Source organism: Flavobacterium cerinum, from assembly GCF_024496085.1.
Lineage (GTDB): Bacteria > Bacteroidota > Bacteroidia > Flavobacteriales > Flavobacteriaceae > Flavobacterium > Flavobacterium cerinum_A.
In genome coordinates this window covers 4,019,926-4,037,282 of record NZ_CP101751.1, presented here as the reverse complement: position 1 = coordinate 4,037,282, position 17,357 = coordinate 4,019,926, and the positions used below count along the sequence as shown (strand labels likewise).

The following is a 17,357-nucleotide window of genomic DNA, read 5'->3' as shown; positions in this document are numbered from 1 at the left end:
TTTGTTTCAGTTTTACAATACAAATATACAAACAAGTTTGATTAATGCAAATAAATTTGAAAAATAACACTAGTTTTTTTGAAAGACTTATGCAAGTGTGTGAAATAAAGCGTATTAAGAATGTTGGGGAATTAGCGAGAAAACTAGGGTATTCCTCTCCTGAAAAGCTTTATAGATTAGAAAGGGACAATTCTAACAAACCTTCATATCAAATAATATTGGATTTGTCAAACTTGTTTGATGATGTTGATTTGAACTGGTTGATGACAGGTAGAGGCGACATGTTAAAGACTGATGCTGATACTAATGTTTTTAAATTAAAATCAGATCGATTAATTAAAAATCAAGCGGTTCCCCTTTACAATATTGAAGCATCCGCTGGAATAGTTACGTTGTTTAGCGATTCGTCTGAAACAATACCTGTAGATTATATTCAGATTCCTAACTTGCCTAAATGTGATGGAGCGATTTATGTTACGGGCGATTCCATGTATCCTTTACTGAAAAGCGGTGACATAATAATGTATAAACAAGTTCACAATATTTTAGAAAACATTTTTTTTGGAGAAATGTATCTTATTAGTTTTAACGTTGAAGGGGATGAAATGGTTACGGTTAAATATGTTCAAAAAAGTGATAAAGGCGATGAATTTATCAAGCTTGTTAGTCAAAACAAACATCATAACGACAAAGATGTTCCGATTGCCAATGTTAGTGCTATGGCTTTAGTCAAGGCTAGTATTAGAATCAACTCTATGAGTTAGCTAAATAAAAATAAAAAGATTTAACTTTCCTGAAAATTTAAAAATATATTATATGAAAAAAATTACACTTACAATTGTTTCTTTTCTTTTTGTCCTATTTACAACTGTTGGTTGTCGAGTTTCAAAATCAATCACTATGTTAAATGCAAAAACAAGTATGAAATTAACAGAAGAGCAATTCTTGCAAAAAAAGAACAACGAAGCAATGTATTTAAATTTGAGTAATGGACAAAAATCAGCTTGCGAAATAATTTGGAAAGAAGAAAAAGATAAATTAGCAAGAGTAAACAGCGAGTCAAACGAAGAGATTGCGCCGGTTGTTTATGAGTCTGAAGTTAAATTTAGAGAATTGTTAAATTCAAATCAATTAGTTCAATATAAAAAAGAGCACCAGGATAAACTTTTAAGATTTTTTCTAAGCGACAAACAGCTAAGTGAAATCAAAAGGATTTATATCGATAAAAACTAATTTATGAAGAAAACTACTTTAATTCTGTTCATTTCACTTTTATTAACACCTATTTATGTGATTGCTCAAAAACTGAATATTGAAGATGAAATTAAATTAAGAGTTGGCGTAATGGAAATGATTGTTGAAAGAAAGAAAACAAACGAAAATGTTTTTAAAGACGCAAACTATAAGATGCTAAATTTTTTAAGTTTTTCTGAGAATCAAAAAAAAGTACTTGACACGCTTTTTTCAAAATCTTGGAGCAAAAGGCTGGAGTTGTATAACAACATAAAAGGTGCTGATGATAAAAAAAACATCACTGAATTTATTAATTATCTAGTTAAGAACGAGACAATATTTAGAAAAGTTTTGACTAAAGAACAGTTAACTATTTATAATGACGAGTTGAAAAAAAATGAAGGCAAATCGGATGATGCAAGAAAAATAATAGTGAGAGCAATGTATTTTACCGATGATCAATATAATGAGTTTATAAAAAATAAATAATTCCGAATATAAAACCGCATACGTTTTGTGTTTTTGTTGAAAAGATTAACGCTGATTTTCTGAGTGTTATGAATTGAAAAATAACACTTTTTGGATTCATAACCCTGAGGTCACGGGTTCAACTCCCGTCCTCGCTACGAGTTCAGCGGAACAGATTAAACGGTTTTAAAGTAATTTAAGACCGTTTTTTTTATGTCAAAACTTTCCAGTTTGTTAAGGGCTGTCCGTAATGAATATGAAAATGAATATGATTTGAAAAAAATATTCCTTACCTAAGACTTATAATGTAGTAAAAAAGATCGAAGTATTTACAAGAATGATGATCATCAATATGTTTTAATTTATTTTCCTAATTTACGAGTTATGCGTGTTTTTTACCTACTTTTTTTAGTTACCGTTACCAATGTTTTTTCTCAGAGTTTAAAAAAGAATGAGCTGTTATTGCCTTATCGAGAAGGAAATCTTTGGGGTTTTTGTGATACTTTGGGTCAGGTTAAGGTAAAACCATTTATAACCGGAATGGGTGAATTTGCGATAACCACACCGAATTTTAAAGGGAGATATGTGATCAGAAAAAACGGTAAGATTTCAATTATTGACCAAAATAAAAAGGTATTATTCTCTGGAGCCTATTTGGATTCTGTGCAAATGTCTAATTATTCCAATGTGATTTTTATTTATAAAAACAATAAAGAAGGCATATTAAGAGATAATAAGAGTTTGATACCTGCTGAATATGATAGAGTAACTCCGGTTGTCAATGAAAGTTTTGAAGTTGAAAAAGGAGGTAAGCTTGGGTTGATCAATTCAAAAGGAAAGTTAATTATACCAATCCAATATGAAATTATAAGAAGGTCGAAGGTCGAAAATAAAGATTCAAACAAATTTGATTGGGTGGCTATTTCCAGAGATGATAGTGATAGAAAAGAAACGATTTATACGGATGATACGTTTTTAGATACGGATGAACCGATAGCAGGACCGAAAATTACGCTTGTCGCTATGGAGGAAAGTATTGAAGAACGCGATAGGAAGCAAAATCGATATAAGGAAATTGAAAAAAAGTACGGTGAAATAGTTGCTTTTTCAGAAGATAATGTTGTTATCAAAAATGGTGCGGAATACTTTGTTTATGCTATTGATAAAGATAAAATCATTCTAAAAAATGATGGAGTTATAAAAAAATTCCGACCTCATAACGGGAGTAGTACTTTTCTGGTAGAAAAAAAAGGGAAATTTGGATTGGTAGATGAAACGGGAAAAATCATATTGGATTATAAATATGATAAAATTGAACACGAGTTGGGAGCTGTTTGTTTTCTTGAAAAAGAGAATAGAAAAGGAATATTTATCTTAAATTCAATCTATAAAGAGGTTGAGCTGAAGTATACGAAAATAAAAATTTTAGAGCCAATTCAGATTAATGATCATTGGCAGTTCGGTTTGTTTGAAGTGACAACCATAAAAGGAAAAAAAGGATTGTTGGGAGAAAATGGAGTGGAGTATTTTAAGAATTAAAATAGTATAATTTAAAGATAAAAATACCCCATAGTGAACGATGGGGTATTTTTTAGTAGTTGAAAAGTTTGGCTTAATTGATAAGCTTGTTTTTAATAATTTGATCAACAAATGAAATATCGGCTTTTGATAGCTTTAAATTGGAAAGTTCTGCTTTATTAAAGCGACCTAATAAATCATGATCTATTGAAGATTTTGGTTCCGTTTTAAAATCAACGAAATAAGAATGAAGTACTATTTGTTTCTTATCAATAATGATTTCTGACTTCATGAAGTACTCGTTAACCTGAATGTCAATATTAAGTTCTTCAAAAAATTCTCTAACTAAAGCTTCCTGATGCGTTTCCAATTCATGAGTCTTACCGCCTGGAAACTCCCATAGACCAGCATTTCGTTTTGTTGTATTTAGCCGGGCTAAAAAGATGCCGTTATCATTTATTGAAATACCGCAAACCACATTTATAATTTTCATTCTATTTTTTTTCTATGATGTGCTAAATATGTTTTATTAGCTTCTGTTAGATTATTAATACGTTCTTTTCCGGATAATTTTAAATCGCCTAAACTGTCAGGAGTTATTCTTTTGGAAATAATTATCTCGCCTGTGTCTTCGAAAGAGATTAAATGACGGTCAAATAGGGCGTCGTATTTAGGAGATAATAAAATGGCATTATTAACATCTAATCTTTCTTGATCATTAGATTCACGCCATGGCTTTATGTGTGATGCAATTAAAATTTCGGTAATGCTACAACCTGTGACAGCACATTTGTTTTGCCATCTTTGTAATACCTTTCTTCTGTAGGCTCCTTGTCCGACTCTAGAAGTGACCAATCCTTTTCTGGACGTGGTGTCTGGGATGTCATTTGGTGGTAACTCGGTAGCTTCAGTTGGAGCTATTATACCTAGGGACATGGTTGTGTTAGTTGTCTCTAGAATTTTAACACCACAATCGTTACTAATTTTATATAAATAGCCTTGATTTGCTTTTATTGGATTGTTTGTTATTGGGGAATGTTTTCGTGGTAAAAGAGTTTTAATGTTTTCGTAGAGCTCTTTAAGTGGGATGCTTTTTTCGAATTTGTGATATTCTGCATTAACCATTCTACCGTCAATGTTCCAATCATTGTTGCGTTTAAATTCGGGTGGTATTTCAATTTTATAAGGTAAAGACGTTACTATACAGTAGCCAACTAAATAACCTTTACAATAGTTAAAAACAATATCATTTGTTTTTAAATCGTTCATTGTTTCCCAATGAAAAACACTGTGATTTAATGAGTTTTTTAAAGGCGCCCATAAATAACCACCTTTATTTTCTTCGTTATACGTTTTACCTTGATTTACCCAGTAATATGTCATAATAAGTTGATCAATAAACAATTTTACAAAAAATATAAATTAATACAAAGGGTGAGATGTATTGTTTTTATGTTCTTTATGAAAATAACTATTTAGGATTATTTCTAGGTGAATGAAGGGGATCTACTGGAATTTTAAAGAGAAAATCAGTAATAAACTATTTTTCAATATTCCCTTTTCCGTTTTTTACAATAGTCACAAACCCGGCAATAAAAAATAGGGTGGCTAGGAATAGTAATCCGTATTTTAAAAGCGGTTCACTCTTTTCAATTCTTATTTCTAAAAGTAAAAATAGTAATCCTATTGGGATATAAGCTCTGGATGTTTTTTTCATGATGAATGATTTTATAAGATATCAGTATTTAATAGTAGAAAAATGTTACAACAACTGCTTCTGACGGATCGACTTTTGAGCGATAAACGTGGGTTATCAATTGTTGATCAAATTGTAAAAAAGGTGCAGAATTTTAAAAAGGAGAAGGTTTAAAAAGATGATTTTTTTTGGTAGGTTTTGAATAACATTTAGTGCGTTATGTGATCTAAAAAGTGTATTTTTATAGAGAAATATCACGCCGTGTGGTAACAAAATGTTATGAATGTCTGCTTTTGTAGGAATTGATGTTGAATTTCGAAATAACCTTTTGGTAACAATAAATCAGCAATTATTTAAAAATACCGAACTATTTGTATTTTTTTATTTAATAAAACAATACTAACATATAAAGTTATGTTAATTTTTTTTCATTAATTTTGAAAACCCAAAAGCATAATTATATGAAAAAAACTACATTAATTATTTTATTTCTACTATCCTCCTTATCTGTAGTATTTGCCCAGACAGAAACGAATCTTGCGAAAGCACAATATTATTTAAAAACGAAAGGAGAGGTAATTTTTACTTTCCAGGCTGCCAACGAACAACAGTTTAAAAAATTAGCCGCGTTTTTATCGTTGAGTCATAAAAGAGTGAATCAGGATGATTTAAAAGTGGAAGCTTACGCTGATAAAATTACTTTTGATAAATTCCTGACCTATAATATACCGTTTCAGGTGCGTACGGAAGATAATGAGATTCCAAGTGCCGAAGCTAATAAAAATGCAATGGCTCCCAATGCACAATGGGATACCACTTGGGATGCTTATCCGACCTATTCACAATATGTAGCTAAGATGCAGTATTATGCTAATACATATCCGAATTTATGTAAGCTGGAAAATATCGGTAGTACCCCGAATGGTCGTAATCTGTGGATTTTAAAAATATCCGACAATTGCCAGACCGATGAAGCAGAACCTGAGTTTTTCTATTCATCATCAATGCATGGTGATGAAATTACCGGCTTTCCGTTAATGATGCGTCTTATTGATCATCTGGTAACTCGTTACGGTACGGATTCGGAAGTAACCAATATGGTCAATACAACCGAAATTTATATTAGTCCGCTTTCAAACCCTGACGGATCGTATAAAACAACCGGTAACGATGTTATGAACTCTGCCGGAAATACGGCAACCCGAGCCAATGCTAATGGTAGAGACTTAAACCGAAATTACCCGGATCCGTTAAACGGCTTGCATCCGGATACTTTTGCCTACCAACCGGAAACATTAGCTTTTCTGGCTTTTGAAAAAACAAGAAATTTTGTAATGGCTGCGAATTTCCACGGAGGAGTAGAAGTGGTCAATTATCCGTGGGATGCTTATGCTTCACCGAACCATTTACATCCGCATGACAATTACTTTAAGTTTATTTCTAAAAATTATGCACAATCTTGTCAAAATGCGAGTAATAATAATGGTTATATGGACGATGTGTTTGCGGGTCAGTATCCCGGAACTACAAATGGTTCGCTTTGGTACACCGTAAGCGGTGGTCGTCAGGATTACAATAACTACTATATGCATAATAAAGAAGTAACAATTGAAATCTCAACTACGAAATTTCCGGCTGCTTCTGAATTACCTAATTTTTGGAACTACAATAAACAAGCCTTCTTGGATCATATTAAACAGGCGAATTACGGATTGCAAGGTAAAGTGACCGATATGTCCGGAAACCCGATTAATGCGAAAGTATATATTCCGGGCTACGATTTAAAAGGGGCATGGGTTAAAACCGGATCGCTACATGGTGATTATTATAAATTACTGATCGCCGGAAATTATAATATTACTTTTGAAGCACCGGGATATGTATCGCAAACCATCGCGGCTACGGTTGCTAATAATGCGACTACTGTACTAAATGTGCAAATGGTAGCGACTACAGCTGAGCCAACTGTCACAAATGCTACGATTTGTAAAGGAAAGACCGCTACTTTATCAACAGCTGATTCCGGAACGATTCGTTGGTATGACACCGCAACAAGCACAACAGCACTGGCAACCGCCAGTTCTTATACAACTCCGACGCTTACAACTACCCGCTCGTATTTTGTAGAACGTGAAGTAGCGTTAGCGAATGTTGGTCCTGTAACACCAACAGGATCACCAACGGCTAAAGCTACTGTAGCCAATAAATATTTGGTATTTGACTGTACAACACCAACTAAATTAAAATCGGTAAGTATCAGACCCAGTGCGATTGGTGAAATTTTAGTAGAATTACAAGACAGTTCCGGAGCGATGCTGGAATCGAAAGTAATTCGTATTACAGGGACTGCAACACAGGATATTGATCTTGATTTTTATTTGCCGGCGCAGAACAATCTTCGTCTGGTATCACGTGAAATCAACGGATTTAATCTTACTGTGGCGACTTCGGGGATTACATATCCGATGACGAATAATACTGTGAGCATTAAAAGTAATAGTGGAACCGGGACTTTCTTTCAGTTTTTTAACTGGAAATTCGCTCCGTTAAAAAGTGCGCGAAAAGAAGTAACGGTAACGGTAAAACCGGATCCGACGATCACTACGATTTCTCCGGACACAGCATTGGAAGGAGGAGCTAATTTTACATTAATCGTAACGGGAACTAATTTTGTTAACGGGGAATCTGTTATCCGTTGGAATGGTGTAAATAAAGCAACCACTTTTATCAGTACTACACAGTTATCGACAACAATTACAGCAGCTGATATCGCAAATGACGGAACGGCTACTGTAAGTGTGATCAATACTTGTAATAATTATGTAACTCCAAATACCAATTTCACGATACAAGGTGTCCCTTGTGCCACTTCGACCACGTGGAACGGAAGTAGCTGGAGTAATAGCGCTCCGAACAATGATGTGCATGCAATTATCAACGGTAATTTTACCTCAACGGGAAATCTGGAAGCTTGTTCACTTACAATTAGCGGAACGGCTGTCGTTACAATTCAAACGGGGCATAACTTTATTATCAATCGTGAAGTAACAGTAGCCGCAACAGCTAATCTTATTATTCAGAATAATGCGAATCTCGTTCAGGTAGAAAATAACACGAACAGCGGAAATAGTAATGTATACCGAAACAGTTCCCCGATGATCCGTCTGGATTATACGAACTGGTCATCGCCGGTAGCATCACAAAATTTATTAGCTTTTTCACCGCAAACCTTAACCAACCGATTTTATATTTATAATCCGTTAAACGGACCGATCGGTGCTTATGAAACAATCAATCCGAGTACGAATGCGTTTACAGCGGGAAAAGGATATCTGATCCGTATTCCGAATACATGGAGTGCGACGACTCCTGCGGTTTTCTCGGGACATTATACAGGAGTTTTAAATAACGGTAATGTTAACATCAATGTACAGCGAGGTACAACTACAGGGTATAATTTGATCGGAAATCCATATCCGTCTACGATCAATGCGATTGACTTTATCAATGCGAATATCAGCGGAAGCGGAACCGTTAATACAACTATCGACGGAAGTTTGTATTTCTGGACACATGCTACACCTTCTAGTCCGTCAACCGGTTTGTACCCGTTGAATAACTATGCGAAATACACAAAGTTAGGAGGAACGGCAGCGCAAGCCGGAGGTGCTGTACCAAACGGAATTATCCAGGTTGGACAAGGATTTCTCGTGAATGCTGTAACCAACGGAGCGGTTTCTTTCCGTAATAGTATGAGGTTGATCAATAATGCTAATCAATTCTTTAAAATTAATAATGCACCGGCATTGGTTGAAAATGAAGCGATAGAAAAACACCGTATCTGGTTAAATCTAAGCGGAAATAATGATGCTTTTAGCCAAATTCTGATCGGTTATATGACCGGAGCAACGGTAGCGGCTGATTATGGAATTGATGCGAAAGATTTCGGTGCGAGCGGAGCCGCTTTATACAGTACGATCGGAAATGAAGCGTATGCTATTCAGGGTCGCCCGGTACCTTTTGACAATAATGACAGTGTTGCATTAGGAGTAAATATTCCGACAGCCGGAAACTATAATATCTCAATTGATCATTTCGACGGATTGTTTACGGGTGAACAGTATATTTTTCTAAAAGATAAAACGCTGAATACTATTCACGATCTAAAGCAGAATAGCTATGGTTTTTCGGCTGAAGAAGGAGTGAATAACGATCGTTTTGAATTGGTTTTCAAGAACTCAACATTAGGAAACCACGATTTTAATGCCGATATTGCAGCTATCAGTGTCAGTAAACAGAATAGCGAGATTACAGTGCGATCTTCAAAAGAAAACCTGATATCCGTTGCTGTTTATGATTTATTAGGAAGATTAATTTATCAGTCAGAAAAGATGAGTACGCCGACTTATACAACCAACCTTTTCACCAGTGAAGCCGTTTTATTGGTAAAAGTTATAACGGAAACGAATCAGACTGTTTTCAAAAAAGTGCTTTAAAAAATACTATTGGCTCCTTTGAAAAGAGGAGCCAAAAACAACAACGACAACAACCCAAATTCTAGCCCCCAAATTTAAAACTTATGAACAAAACTACTTACCCCTATGAAATTAAAAATTACAACACCGCTTACGAGGCGATTACTACTATTGGCAATCTGCTTTTTACCGGGTTTGGTATCCGGACAGACTACACAACTACATCAGGATAGTTTTGAAGGATCTACAACCTGGGTACTTGTTGGAGCTACTTTGACAACCGGTAATGCGTATAACGGAACGTCTAAAATACAGGTACCGGTTAACGGAAGTAACATGACATCACCTGTGATCAGTACCGCCGGTTATAATAAAGTTGATGTGAGTTTTTTTGTCAGAGGAAATTCGTTAAGCACGAATGACAGAATTACACTGCAATATCGTGACAATCCTGTTGCGGCCTGGACTACTGTCCGAACTGTTGACAAAGGGGTTGCAGCCACCATAAGGGATGTGAATGATAATACAAATTATTATGCGCTGATCGGAACAATTTTCTCGACCAGTTCGACCTTTGCTGCTACGGCACAATTTCGCTTTGTAACGACTACCGGAAGTGCATCAAGGCAATTTTTTATCGATTATGTTACCGTTACCGGAACAGTTAATAATACAATTGCAACAGGTCCGGGTGGAATTACAGCCAATTTGGAAACCTGGCTAAGAGCCGATCAGGTCAACGGATCAACTGTGGGAACCGATGGAGCCAATGTGAATATATGGACTGATCGCGGAAAAGGAAATGACGCTAAAGTGATTGATGCGACAAATGCCACATTAACCAACCGACCGGTATATCGAAATAATACCACCAAGAATATTAATTTTAATCCGGTGGTGGAGTTTGGAAATAATCCTTCGACTTCAGCATCCAACTATACCTATCTTTCTAATAGAGCGGAATTACAAGGGACATCAGGTTTTTATTCGCATGACCTCTTTATTGTGGTTATAAACGATAATCCGGCTACGATTACTTCGACTACGGCCAGCGTTGATTTATATTGTGCTCAGTCAAGTGCTACCAGTACTTATGAAAAAGACGGTACGGGGATTGGATTCGGCCAATATTCGATACGTTTTGATAATGAAGTGGTGAGCTATTGTGTCGGATCGACACCGGAAGCAAGTACACCTGATGTTAATGAAAGAGGGTATGGACTTGCTCAGGTAAATGGAACTTACTCCAGTGTTAACATCATCAATAGTAGGCATAACAGTGCTGCAACCAAACAGGAGCTTTACAGTAACGCCCTAAGTATTTCCAATACCGAAGTAGGGGTTCCACAATGGATTTCGTTGGCAAATCGTCGTTATTGGCTGGGAAGAAGTCAGGTTTTTGACGGAAGTTTCGGTGGAAGAATCGCTGAGGTTATATCGTATTCAGCACGTAAAAATGATGCGACTGAACGTAATCGAATCGAGTCCTATCTGGCGATTAAATACGGAATTACACTGGGAACAAACGGTGTGAGTCAGAATTATGTAAACTCCGCCGGAACCACGATCTGGAACATCGCACCAACCGGATTTAACTACGATATTGCCGGAATCGGAAGAGACGATTCGGCACAATTAAATCAAAAACAATCAAAAAGTATCAATTCCGGTGCTGTTATTACAATGGGATTGGGTAATATTCTGACTACCAATTCGGCCAATACGAATACATTTGATGCCGACAGAAAGTATTTGGTATGGGGAAGTAACGGGCAAGCTATGACGACCAGTGCGACTCCGTTAACCGTAACATTCGGGCCTTCAACGGTAACAACTTCAACGGATATAACCAATAAAAAATGGAAGGTAGTAGAAACCGGTGGCGATGTTGCTACTGTAAAGGTATCATTAGCTACAACGGATCTCGCTAGCTTACCTGCACTTTCCGGTAATGACGCTTATGTGATGATCATCGCTAGTGATGCGGCTTTTACCACCGGAATCGATATGGTATTCTTAAATACAAACGGTACAAACCAGGAATGTTTCTACGATTTTGACGGAACAAAATATATTGCTTTTGGTGTAGCACATGAAGTGGTATTGCCGCGCCATATTACCATTGACGGTGTTGATGATGCTGTTAAAGTGGATAATAAAAATGATCTTACCGGTGCTTTTACAATTATGGGATGGGCACGACCTACTGGAGCTAACAATGCTACAAACGATAAAACAATCGTTTCTAAACATAACGGGACAACCGGTTATCGATTGGTGATTCAGAACGATAATAAGATTCGTATGGAATGGAACGGTAATTCTTTGATTTCGAACACGACATTACCTAATAATATCTGGCATAATATTGCTGCGGTTTATAATTCAGGGACGCTTAGTCTTTATATTGACGGCGTATTGGATCGATCCGGTAGTATGCCGGCTCCGACAGCAACAACCAGTATTTTTACTATCGGTGCCGAATATCGTAATAAAAGCAGTATCGTCAATATCTTTAAAGGGGATCTTGATGAACTACGCATCTGGAGCAGGGCGTTAACTCTTACTGAACTACGCTATATAATGAATCAGGAGATTATGAGTTCCGGAGCAAATACTTTGGGACGAATAATGCCGTCTACGGTAACTAAAAATGACGTTAGCGCGTTAACATGGGCGAGTCTTACAGCCTATTATTCGATGAATACGTATATCGGTACCCATATCAATGACAACTCATTAAATAAGAATAGAGGTAATCTTGTAAATCCTAGCAAAATTGATATCAATACACAAACGGCTCCGATGCCATATGATAGTAATGCTACCGGATTATGGAGTGCAACGGCGACCTGGTTAAACGGAACAACGCAAGATTTACCGTATTCGTTGTCAATTGTGGACGGAACAACGCCAATTGACTGGAATATCGTAAGAACGGCGCATAACGTAACATCAAGTGGAAACAAGACTTTGTTAGGGCTTTTTGTTAACTCAAATACGCTTTTCGCAACGAATGATTCTAAAGTCGAAGTGAGTCATTTTTTACGAATAAATGGTAAAATAGATCTTCAGGGACGTTCCCAATTGGTTCAAACCTATAATTCGGATCTGGATCCAACCAGTTCCGGTTCTATTGAGCGCGATCAGCAAGGGCAATCCAATAGATTTAACTATAACTATTGGTCGTCTCCGGTTGGAGCAATCAATGCAACAACAAATAACAACAATTATACGGTTAGCGGTGTTTTAAGAGACGGAACAAATGCGGCAGCTCCGGCAACCATTAATTGGATAGGCGGTTATGATGGTTCTGCTACAACACCGATTAGTCTGGCGCGTTACTGGATTTATAAATTTCAAAATCTTTCCGATTTATATGCCAACTGGACACAGATTAACGAAACGGGTATTTTAACGCCTTCCAGCGGATTTACAATGAAAGGAAGTAATGCCGGAACGGCAACTCAGAATTATGTTTTTGTAGGAAAACCGTATAACGGAAGAATCACTAATGCGATATCGGCGAATAATATTAATCTGAGTGGTAACCCTTATGCTTCGGCTTTGGATGCACAACAGTTTATAAACGATAATTCAGCTGTTATAAATGGGGCGATTTATTTCTGGGAACATTATCCTACAAATAATACACATGTGTTACAGCAATATCAAGGCGGTTATGCAACGCGTAATCTTTCAGGAGGAACACCACCGGTATCGCCACCGGGAATCAGCGGGTTAGGATCCAGTTCTCGTGTTCCGGGCCGCTTTATACCTGTCGGACAAGGTTTCTTCTTACATGCCGGTGCAGCAGGAGGGACGCTTGTATTCGATAATAATCAGCGTGCTTTTGTGAAAGAAGATGCTGCTACTTCAAATGTGATGTTCCGAAATACCACGGTTGCAAATAATGCTATGGTAACTAATGATCATTTTAATAATAACGGAAATGATCCGATTTCCGAAGATTCGAACAGCAGAATTCGTTTAGGTTTTACATCGGCTGTGGGGAATCATCGTCAGATATTATTAGCCTTTATGGATGGTTTGGCAACGGATGATTGGGATTACGGTTATGACGGAATTGTAATTGATGATGATTTGCCTCAGGATATGCTATTTCATTTGGGAGATAAAAAACTGGTTATTCAGGGTGTCGGACATTTTAATGATGCCAGTTTTTATCCGCTATATGTAAAAACCGATGTTGCCGGAATCGTAAAATTTAAGATTGACGCACTGGAAAATTTCAACCCGGATCAGCCGGTTTATATCCATAATAATATAACGAATTCCTATTACGATATCAGAAATTCAGATTATGAAGTGGCTATTCCGGCAGGAGAAAATTACAATTTTACTTTGTGCTTTGAAACGAAAAGATTGTCGGTTACCGAAAATGTACTTGAAAGTGTAAATGTGGCTTATCTGCAAGGAAACAATCAGATCCGTATTCAAAATAAACTGACGGATGTTTCAGTTGGAAGTGTTAGCTTATATAATGTTTTGGGACAACAACTCAATAGTTGGAGAACCGCTACCATGGAACAACAGGAAATAGTGTTACCGGTTAACAATGTGAGTACCGGAACCTATATTGTTAAGGTCGATACCAACAAAGGGTCAATCAGTAAAAAGATTATTATTAAATAAAAAAAGTAAGCCTCAGTAATTGAGGCTTATTTTTTGACCGGATTTTGATCGTAAAAAAGTAACTTTGCATTCCCTATCTGTTATATGCATGAAAACGTATCTATTCCTTCTGTTTTGTCTTTTTTCTGTAACGGTTACAAAGGCGCAATTACAAGCCATTACCGATAAAACCGATTATCCGTTTTATATCAATCTTCCGGATCAGGAAGTATTGGATCAAAAAGCTCCGGTTATTGTTTTCCTGCACGGACGTAGTCTTTCCGGAACTAATCTGGAACGCGTTCGACGTTACGGCGTATTGAAAGCAATTGAAAACGGCAAAAAAATCCCGGCCATAGTTGTCGCTCCGCAATTGCCGTCCGGACCGTGGAATCCCGATAAAGTATTAAATGTATTGGAATACGTACAACAGAATTACAATACCGATTCAACGCGGGTATATGTTTGCGGAATGAGCCTCGGCGGTTACGGAACCATGAACTTTGCCGGAAAATATGCCGATAAAATTACAGCGGCGGTGGCGATTTGTGGCGGCGGAAATGTAAACGATGCTTGTAAACTGGCTACAATACCGTTATGGGTGCAACACGGAAATAAAGATTTTATCGTTCCGTTATCTGAGTCCAAAAAAATTGTAAAAGCAATCAAATCCTGTAAGCCGGATGCCGATGTAACGTTAACCGTTATTAAAGGTGGAAATCACAGTAATGTGGAAAATATATTCCGAAAAGATGAAGTTTACGAGTGGATGCTAAAACAAGTAAAAAAGAAATAAAAAACAAAGGGCTGTTCATTTTAAGACAGCCCTTTGTTTTATAATTACTCGATGATATTGAGTATTTTCAGACCGAAAACAACTCCGTCTGTCTGGAATCCGTTTTGATAAGAACGAACATAATCCACACGGAACATACGGAATTTACCCCAACCGATATTGTCAAATCCGGCTGTGAATTCCTGATACGGTTTTGTGTCAGGTGTATTGATTTGGTGGAATCCGACAACCAGGTTCCATTGCAGTTTGTTTAGCAACGGAATTTTATTCATGATATAACCTTTGAAATCGTGCTCAATATGCGTTTCTAAAAAGGCATTATTGGTACTGTTTGAATAATAAGGAAGCAGGTTAAATACATTCAGATAACGATTGCTGGTTCCGATATGCGTCTGGTTTCCGTTAAAATGCTTGTAATCGATAAAAGAAATCTGGTCGGCATTAAAAAATTTACCGGCTTTAAAACGGATTCCTAAGTCACCTTTGTTTCCGATTCTTTTATTATAAACCAAATCTCCGGAAATAAAATCGTAATTATAATTATCGGAACTACCGCCAAAAGCTTTTTCATACGATAATAAAATAGACGGATACTTTTCATTCGGAATATTCAGTTTGCGATCCGGTCGGGAAATATATTTCTGACCGAAACGAATTCGGGTAGAAATTCCGGCTTTTACCAGGTTGTGTTTTTCGAATGCGGCTACAGTATTATCTTCCGGAAGCAAAGGATTGTTAGAAGTATACGGTTTATCGCGTTTAAAAATTACGTAGTCCGTATTGTTGAACAATGGTTTTCGTGCAGAATACTCCAGTTTTCCGTTTAAAGTAATACCGTTGACAACTTCTTGTCCGTAATTGATACTGATAAATTCTTTATTGTAGAATTTAGCAAAGTTATTTTTGAAGAATAAGGTGGTAACCGAGTTAAGAATATTGCTAATCGGTTCAGCAGCATTAAACTGTTGGATACTGCTACCACCCGCTATATATAAGTAGGCATCATTGATCGCATTAAAACGGTGATAAATTGTTCCGATGGCGCGCAAACGATTTTCAGCAAAACCATAATTCAGTTTACTTGAAATTGTAGTACCCGTACCTTTTTCGTTATCCCATTTGCGGAAAGAAAATCCGCTGTTGAGGTTCCATCCCTGTACCGTATTAAAATTAACGGAAGTCGGGTCGATTACACCATCGTAAGTAAGTGTATATTTTTTAAACGAATTACGGTAACTATAACCGAAAAGGATATCACTTAAGCTGAATTTATTCTTTTTAGCATCAATCGAATCAAGATATACCTGTGACGTTCTTAGTGTCTGGATACTGTCTTTTTTGTGATAATCGGTAACTTCTTCTTCAGTTAAAGGCACCGGTCGGAAAGTATTCCAGTATTCGTTATCCTTTTTATTGGCATCTTTTTGAATGGTAACGATTTCATTTCGGAATGTTTTCTTTTCAAATCGGTCACGGAATATATAATTGCTAAAAACATGCGTAAATTTTCCGGCAAATTTAATTCCGAAAATACCCGCTGTAAAGTCCATAGTCTGAATGTTTTTGGCCCAGATTCCGGTTCCTTTATTATAGGTGAAGTTTTGCGTAAGTTTCATTGTTTCCAATACCGGTTCCTGCATACGGTAGCCTTTAATATCAAAATCAACCGCATAAATAGCCCATGAATCTTCTACGATATAAATGTAACCTTCAAAAACAGGTTCTTTATCTCTTTTAGGCGTTAACTTTATTTTGTTGACCAAGTTGTTATCACTATCCACAAAAGTACTTTCCAATGTGTATTTGTAATAATTAAATGCATTGTTAGCGATAGGGGAAACCATATTGATGCCGAGATTTACATAATTTTCGTAAAAATCATAATGCGTACCGCGAGCCGTATTGTAACTAAATCCTTTGTCGTCACCACTTATTTTAGAAGCGACAATCTCCTCACGAAGATTGTTCGGTTTTTCGAAAGCAATTTTGGAAACGGTTTCCGACAAATAAATAATTCCGGATCCGGTAGAATCGATGGATCCGTTCATATCACCGATTTCCTGACCTAATATTTTTTTAGGCATATCCTTTACACGAAAAATTCCACGGGAATAGAAATCGGCTTCAAATTTATCGGATAAAGACATATTTCTTTTTCGGCTGGCAATAGCATTACGAATAATAGCATTGGCCGGATTCTCCTTATTATTAATAACCACCTCATTCAAAGTGAAATTTTCATCAGCAAGAACCACATCTTCTACACTAAAAGGAAAATGCGTAACATTAATCGTCAGTTTTTTGGTTTTAAAACCCAAACATTGATAAACCAGAGTATATTTTCCCTGATTCTTAATACTCAGGTCATAAAAACCGTTATCGTTGGTTGAGGTTCCGTTATACGTGTTTTCGATAAGTACACTGGCATAAGGCAAAGCTTGTCCTGTAGATGTCACAACTTTTCCGCGGATTTGAGCCATAGATAAGAAGGTGCATAAAAGGGCAAATAATGTAATTGTCTTTTTCATTCATTTAA

Annotated in this window: 11 protein-coding genes; 7 read left to right on the top strand and 4 right to left on the bottom strand. The window is 36.5% G+C overall.

Annotation, left to right across the window (positions count from 1 at the left end; translation table 11 throughout):
• Positions 1–56 precede the first annotated feature (56 nt).
• From NOX80_RS18295 to NOX80_RS18280, 4 genes are all read left to right on the top strand, one after another.
• Entirely contained in the window at positions 57–764 is a 708-nt protein-coding gene (locus tag NOX80_RS18295; protein ID WP_256551250.1) for a S24 family peptidase, read from the top strand.
• Between the two features lie 52 nt (positions 765–816).
• Entirely contained in the window at positions 817–1,233 is a 417-nt protein-coding gene (locus tag NOX80_RS18290; protein WP_256551249.1) for a hypothetical protein, read from the top strand.
• Between the two features lie 3 nt (positions 1,234–1,236).
• Entirely contained in the window at positions 1,237–1,722 is a 486-nt protein-coding gene (locus NOX80_RS18285) for a hypothetical protein (protein ID WP_256551248.1), read from the top strand.
• Positions 1,723–2,085: 363 nt separating this feature from the next.
• Entirely contained in the window at positions 2,086–3,240 is a 1,155-nt protein-coding gene (locus NOX80_RS18280) for a WG repeat-containing protein (RefSeq protein ID WP_256551247.1), read from the top strand.
• A 73-nt stretch (positions 3,241–3,313) separates the two neighbouring features.
• Here NOX80_RS18280 and NOX80_RS18275 read toward each other — a convergent pair whose 3' ends face one another.
• From NOX80_RS18275 to NOX80_RS18265, 3 genes are all read right to left on the bottom strand, one after another.
• Complete coding sequence (locus NOX80_RS18275) at positions 3,314–3,712, bottom strand: (deoxy)nucleoside triphosphate pyrophosphohydrolase (RefSeq protein WP_256551246.1); 399 nt, start codon at positions 3,710–3,712, stop codon at positions 3,314–3,316.
• Positions 3,709–4,602: an HNH endonuclease gene (locus NOX80_RS18270; protein ID WP_256551245.1), complete on the bottom strand. Its 894-nt coding sequence runs from the start codon at positions 4,600–4,602 to the stop codon at positions 3,709–3,711. Before NOX80_RS18270 ends, NOX80_RS18275 begins: the two co-directional genes overlap by 4 nt.
• Positions 4,603–4,759: 157 nt before the next feature.
• Positions 4,760–4,936 (bottom strand): hypothetical protein, encoded by a 177-nt coding sequence (locus NOX80_RS18265; protein WP_256551244.1) that lies wholly within the window; start codon positions 4,934–4,936, stop codon positions 4,760–4,762.
• Between the two features lie 440 nt (positions 4,937–5,376).
• Here NOX80_RS18265 and NOX80_RS18260 point away from each other — a divergent pair, with 440 nt between their 5' ends.
• The 3 genes from NOX80_RS18260 to NOX80_RS18250 all read left to right on the top strand — a co-directional run bounded on the left by NOX80_RS18260 (position 5,377) and on the right by NOX80_RS18250 (position 14,821).
• Entirely contained in the window at positions 5,377–9,411 is a 4,035-nt protein-coding gene (locus NOX80_RS18260; RefSeq protein WP_256551243.1) for a M14 family zinc carboxypeptidase, read from the top strand.
• 105 nt (positions 9,412–9,516) lie between these two features.
• Positions 9,517–14,046: a LamG-like jellyroll fold domain-containing protein gene (locus NOX80_RS18255; protein WP_256551242.1), complete on the top strand. Its 4,530-nt coding sequence runs from the start codon at positions 9,517–9,519 to the stop codon at positions 14,044–14,046.
• A gap of 88 nt (positions 14,047–14,134) precedes the next feature.
• The gene (locus NOX80_RS18250; protein ID WP_256551241.1) at positions 14,135–14,821 is read left to right on the top strand and encodes a dienelactone hydrolase family protein; all 687 of its coding nucleotides are present in this window, start codon (positions 14,135–14,137) and stop codon (positions 14,819–14,821) included.
• Positions 14,822–14,865: 44 nt separating this feature from the next.
• On the opposite strand, the gene NOX80_RS18245 is transcribed toward NOX80_RS18250, so the two are convergent.
• Positions 14,866–17,349 (bottom strand): DUF5686 and carboxypeptidase regulatory-like domain-containing protein, encoded by a 2,484-nt coding sequence (locus tag NOX80_RS18245; RefSeq protein ID WP_256551240.1) that lies wholly within the window; start codon positions 17,347–17,349, stop codon positions 14,866–14,868.
• Between the last annotated feature and the right edge of the window lie 8 nt (positions 17,350–17,357).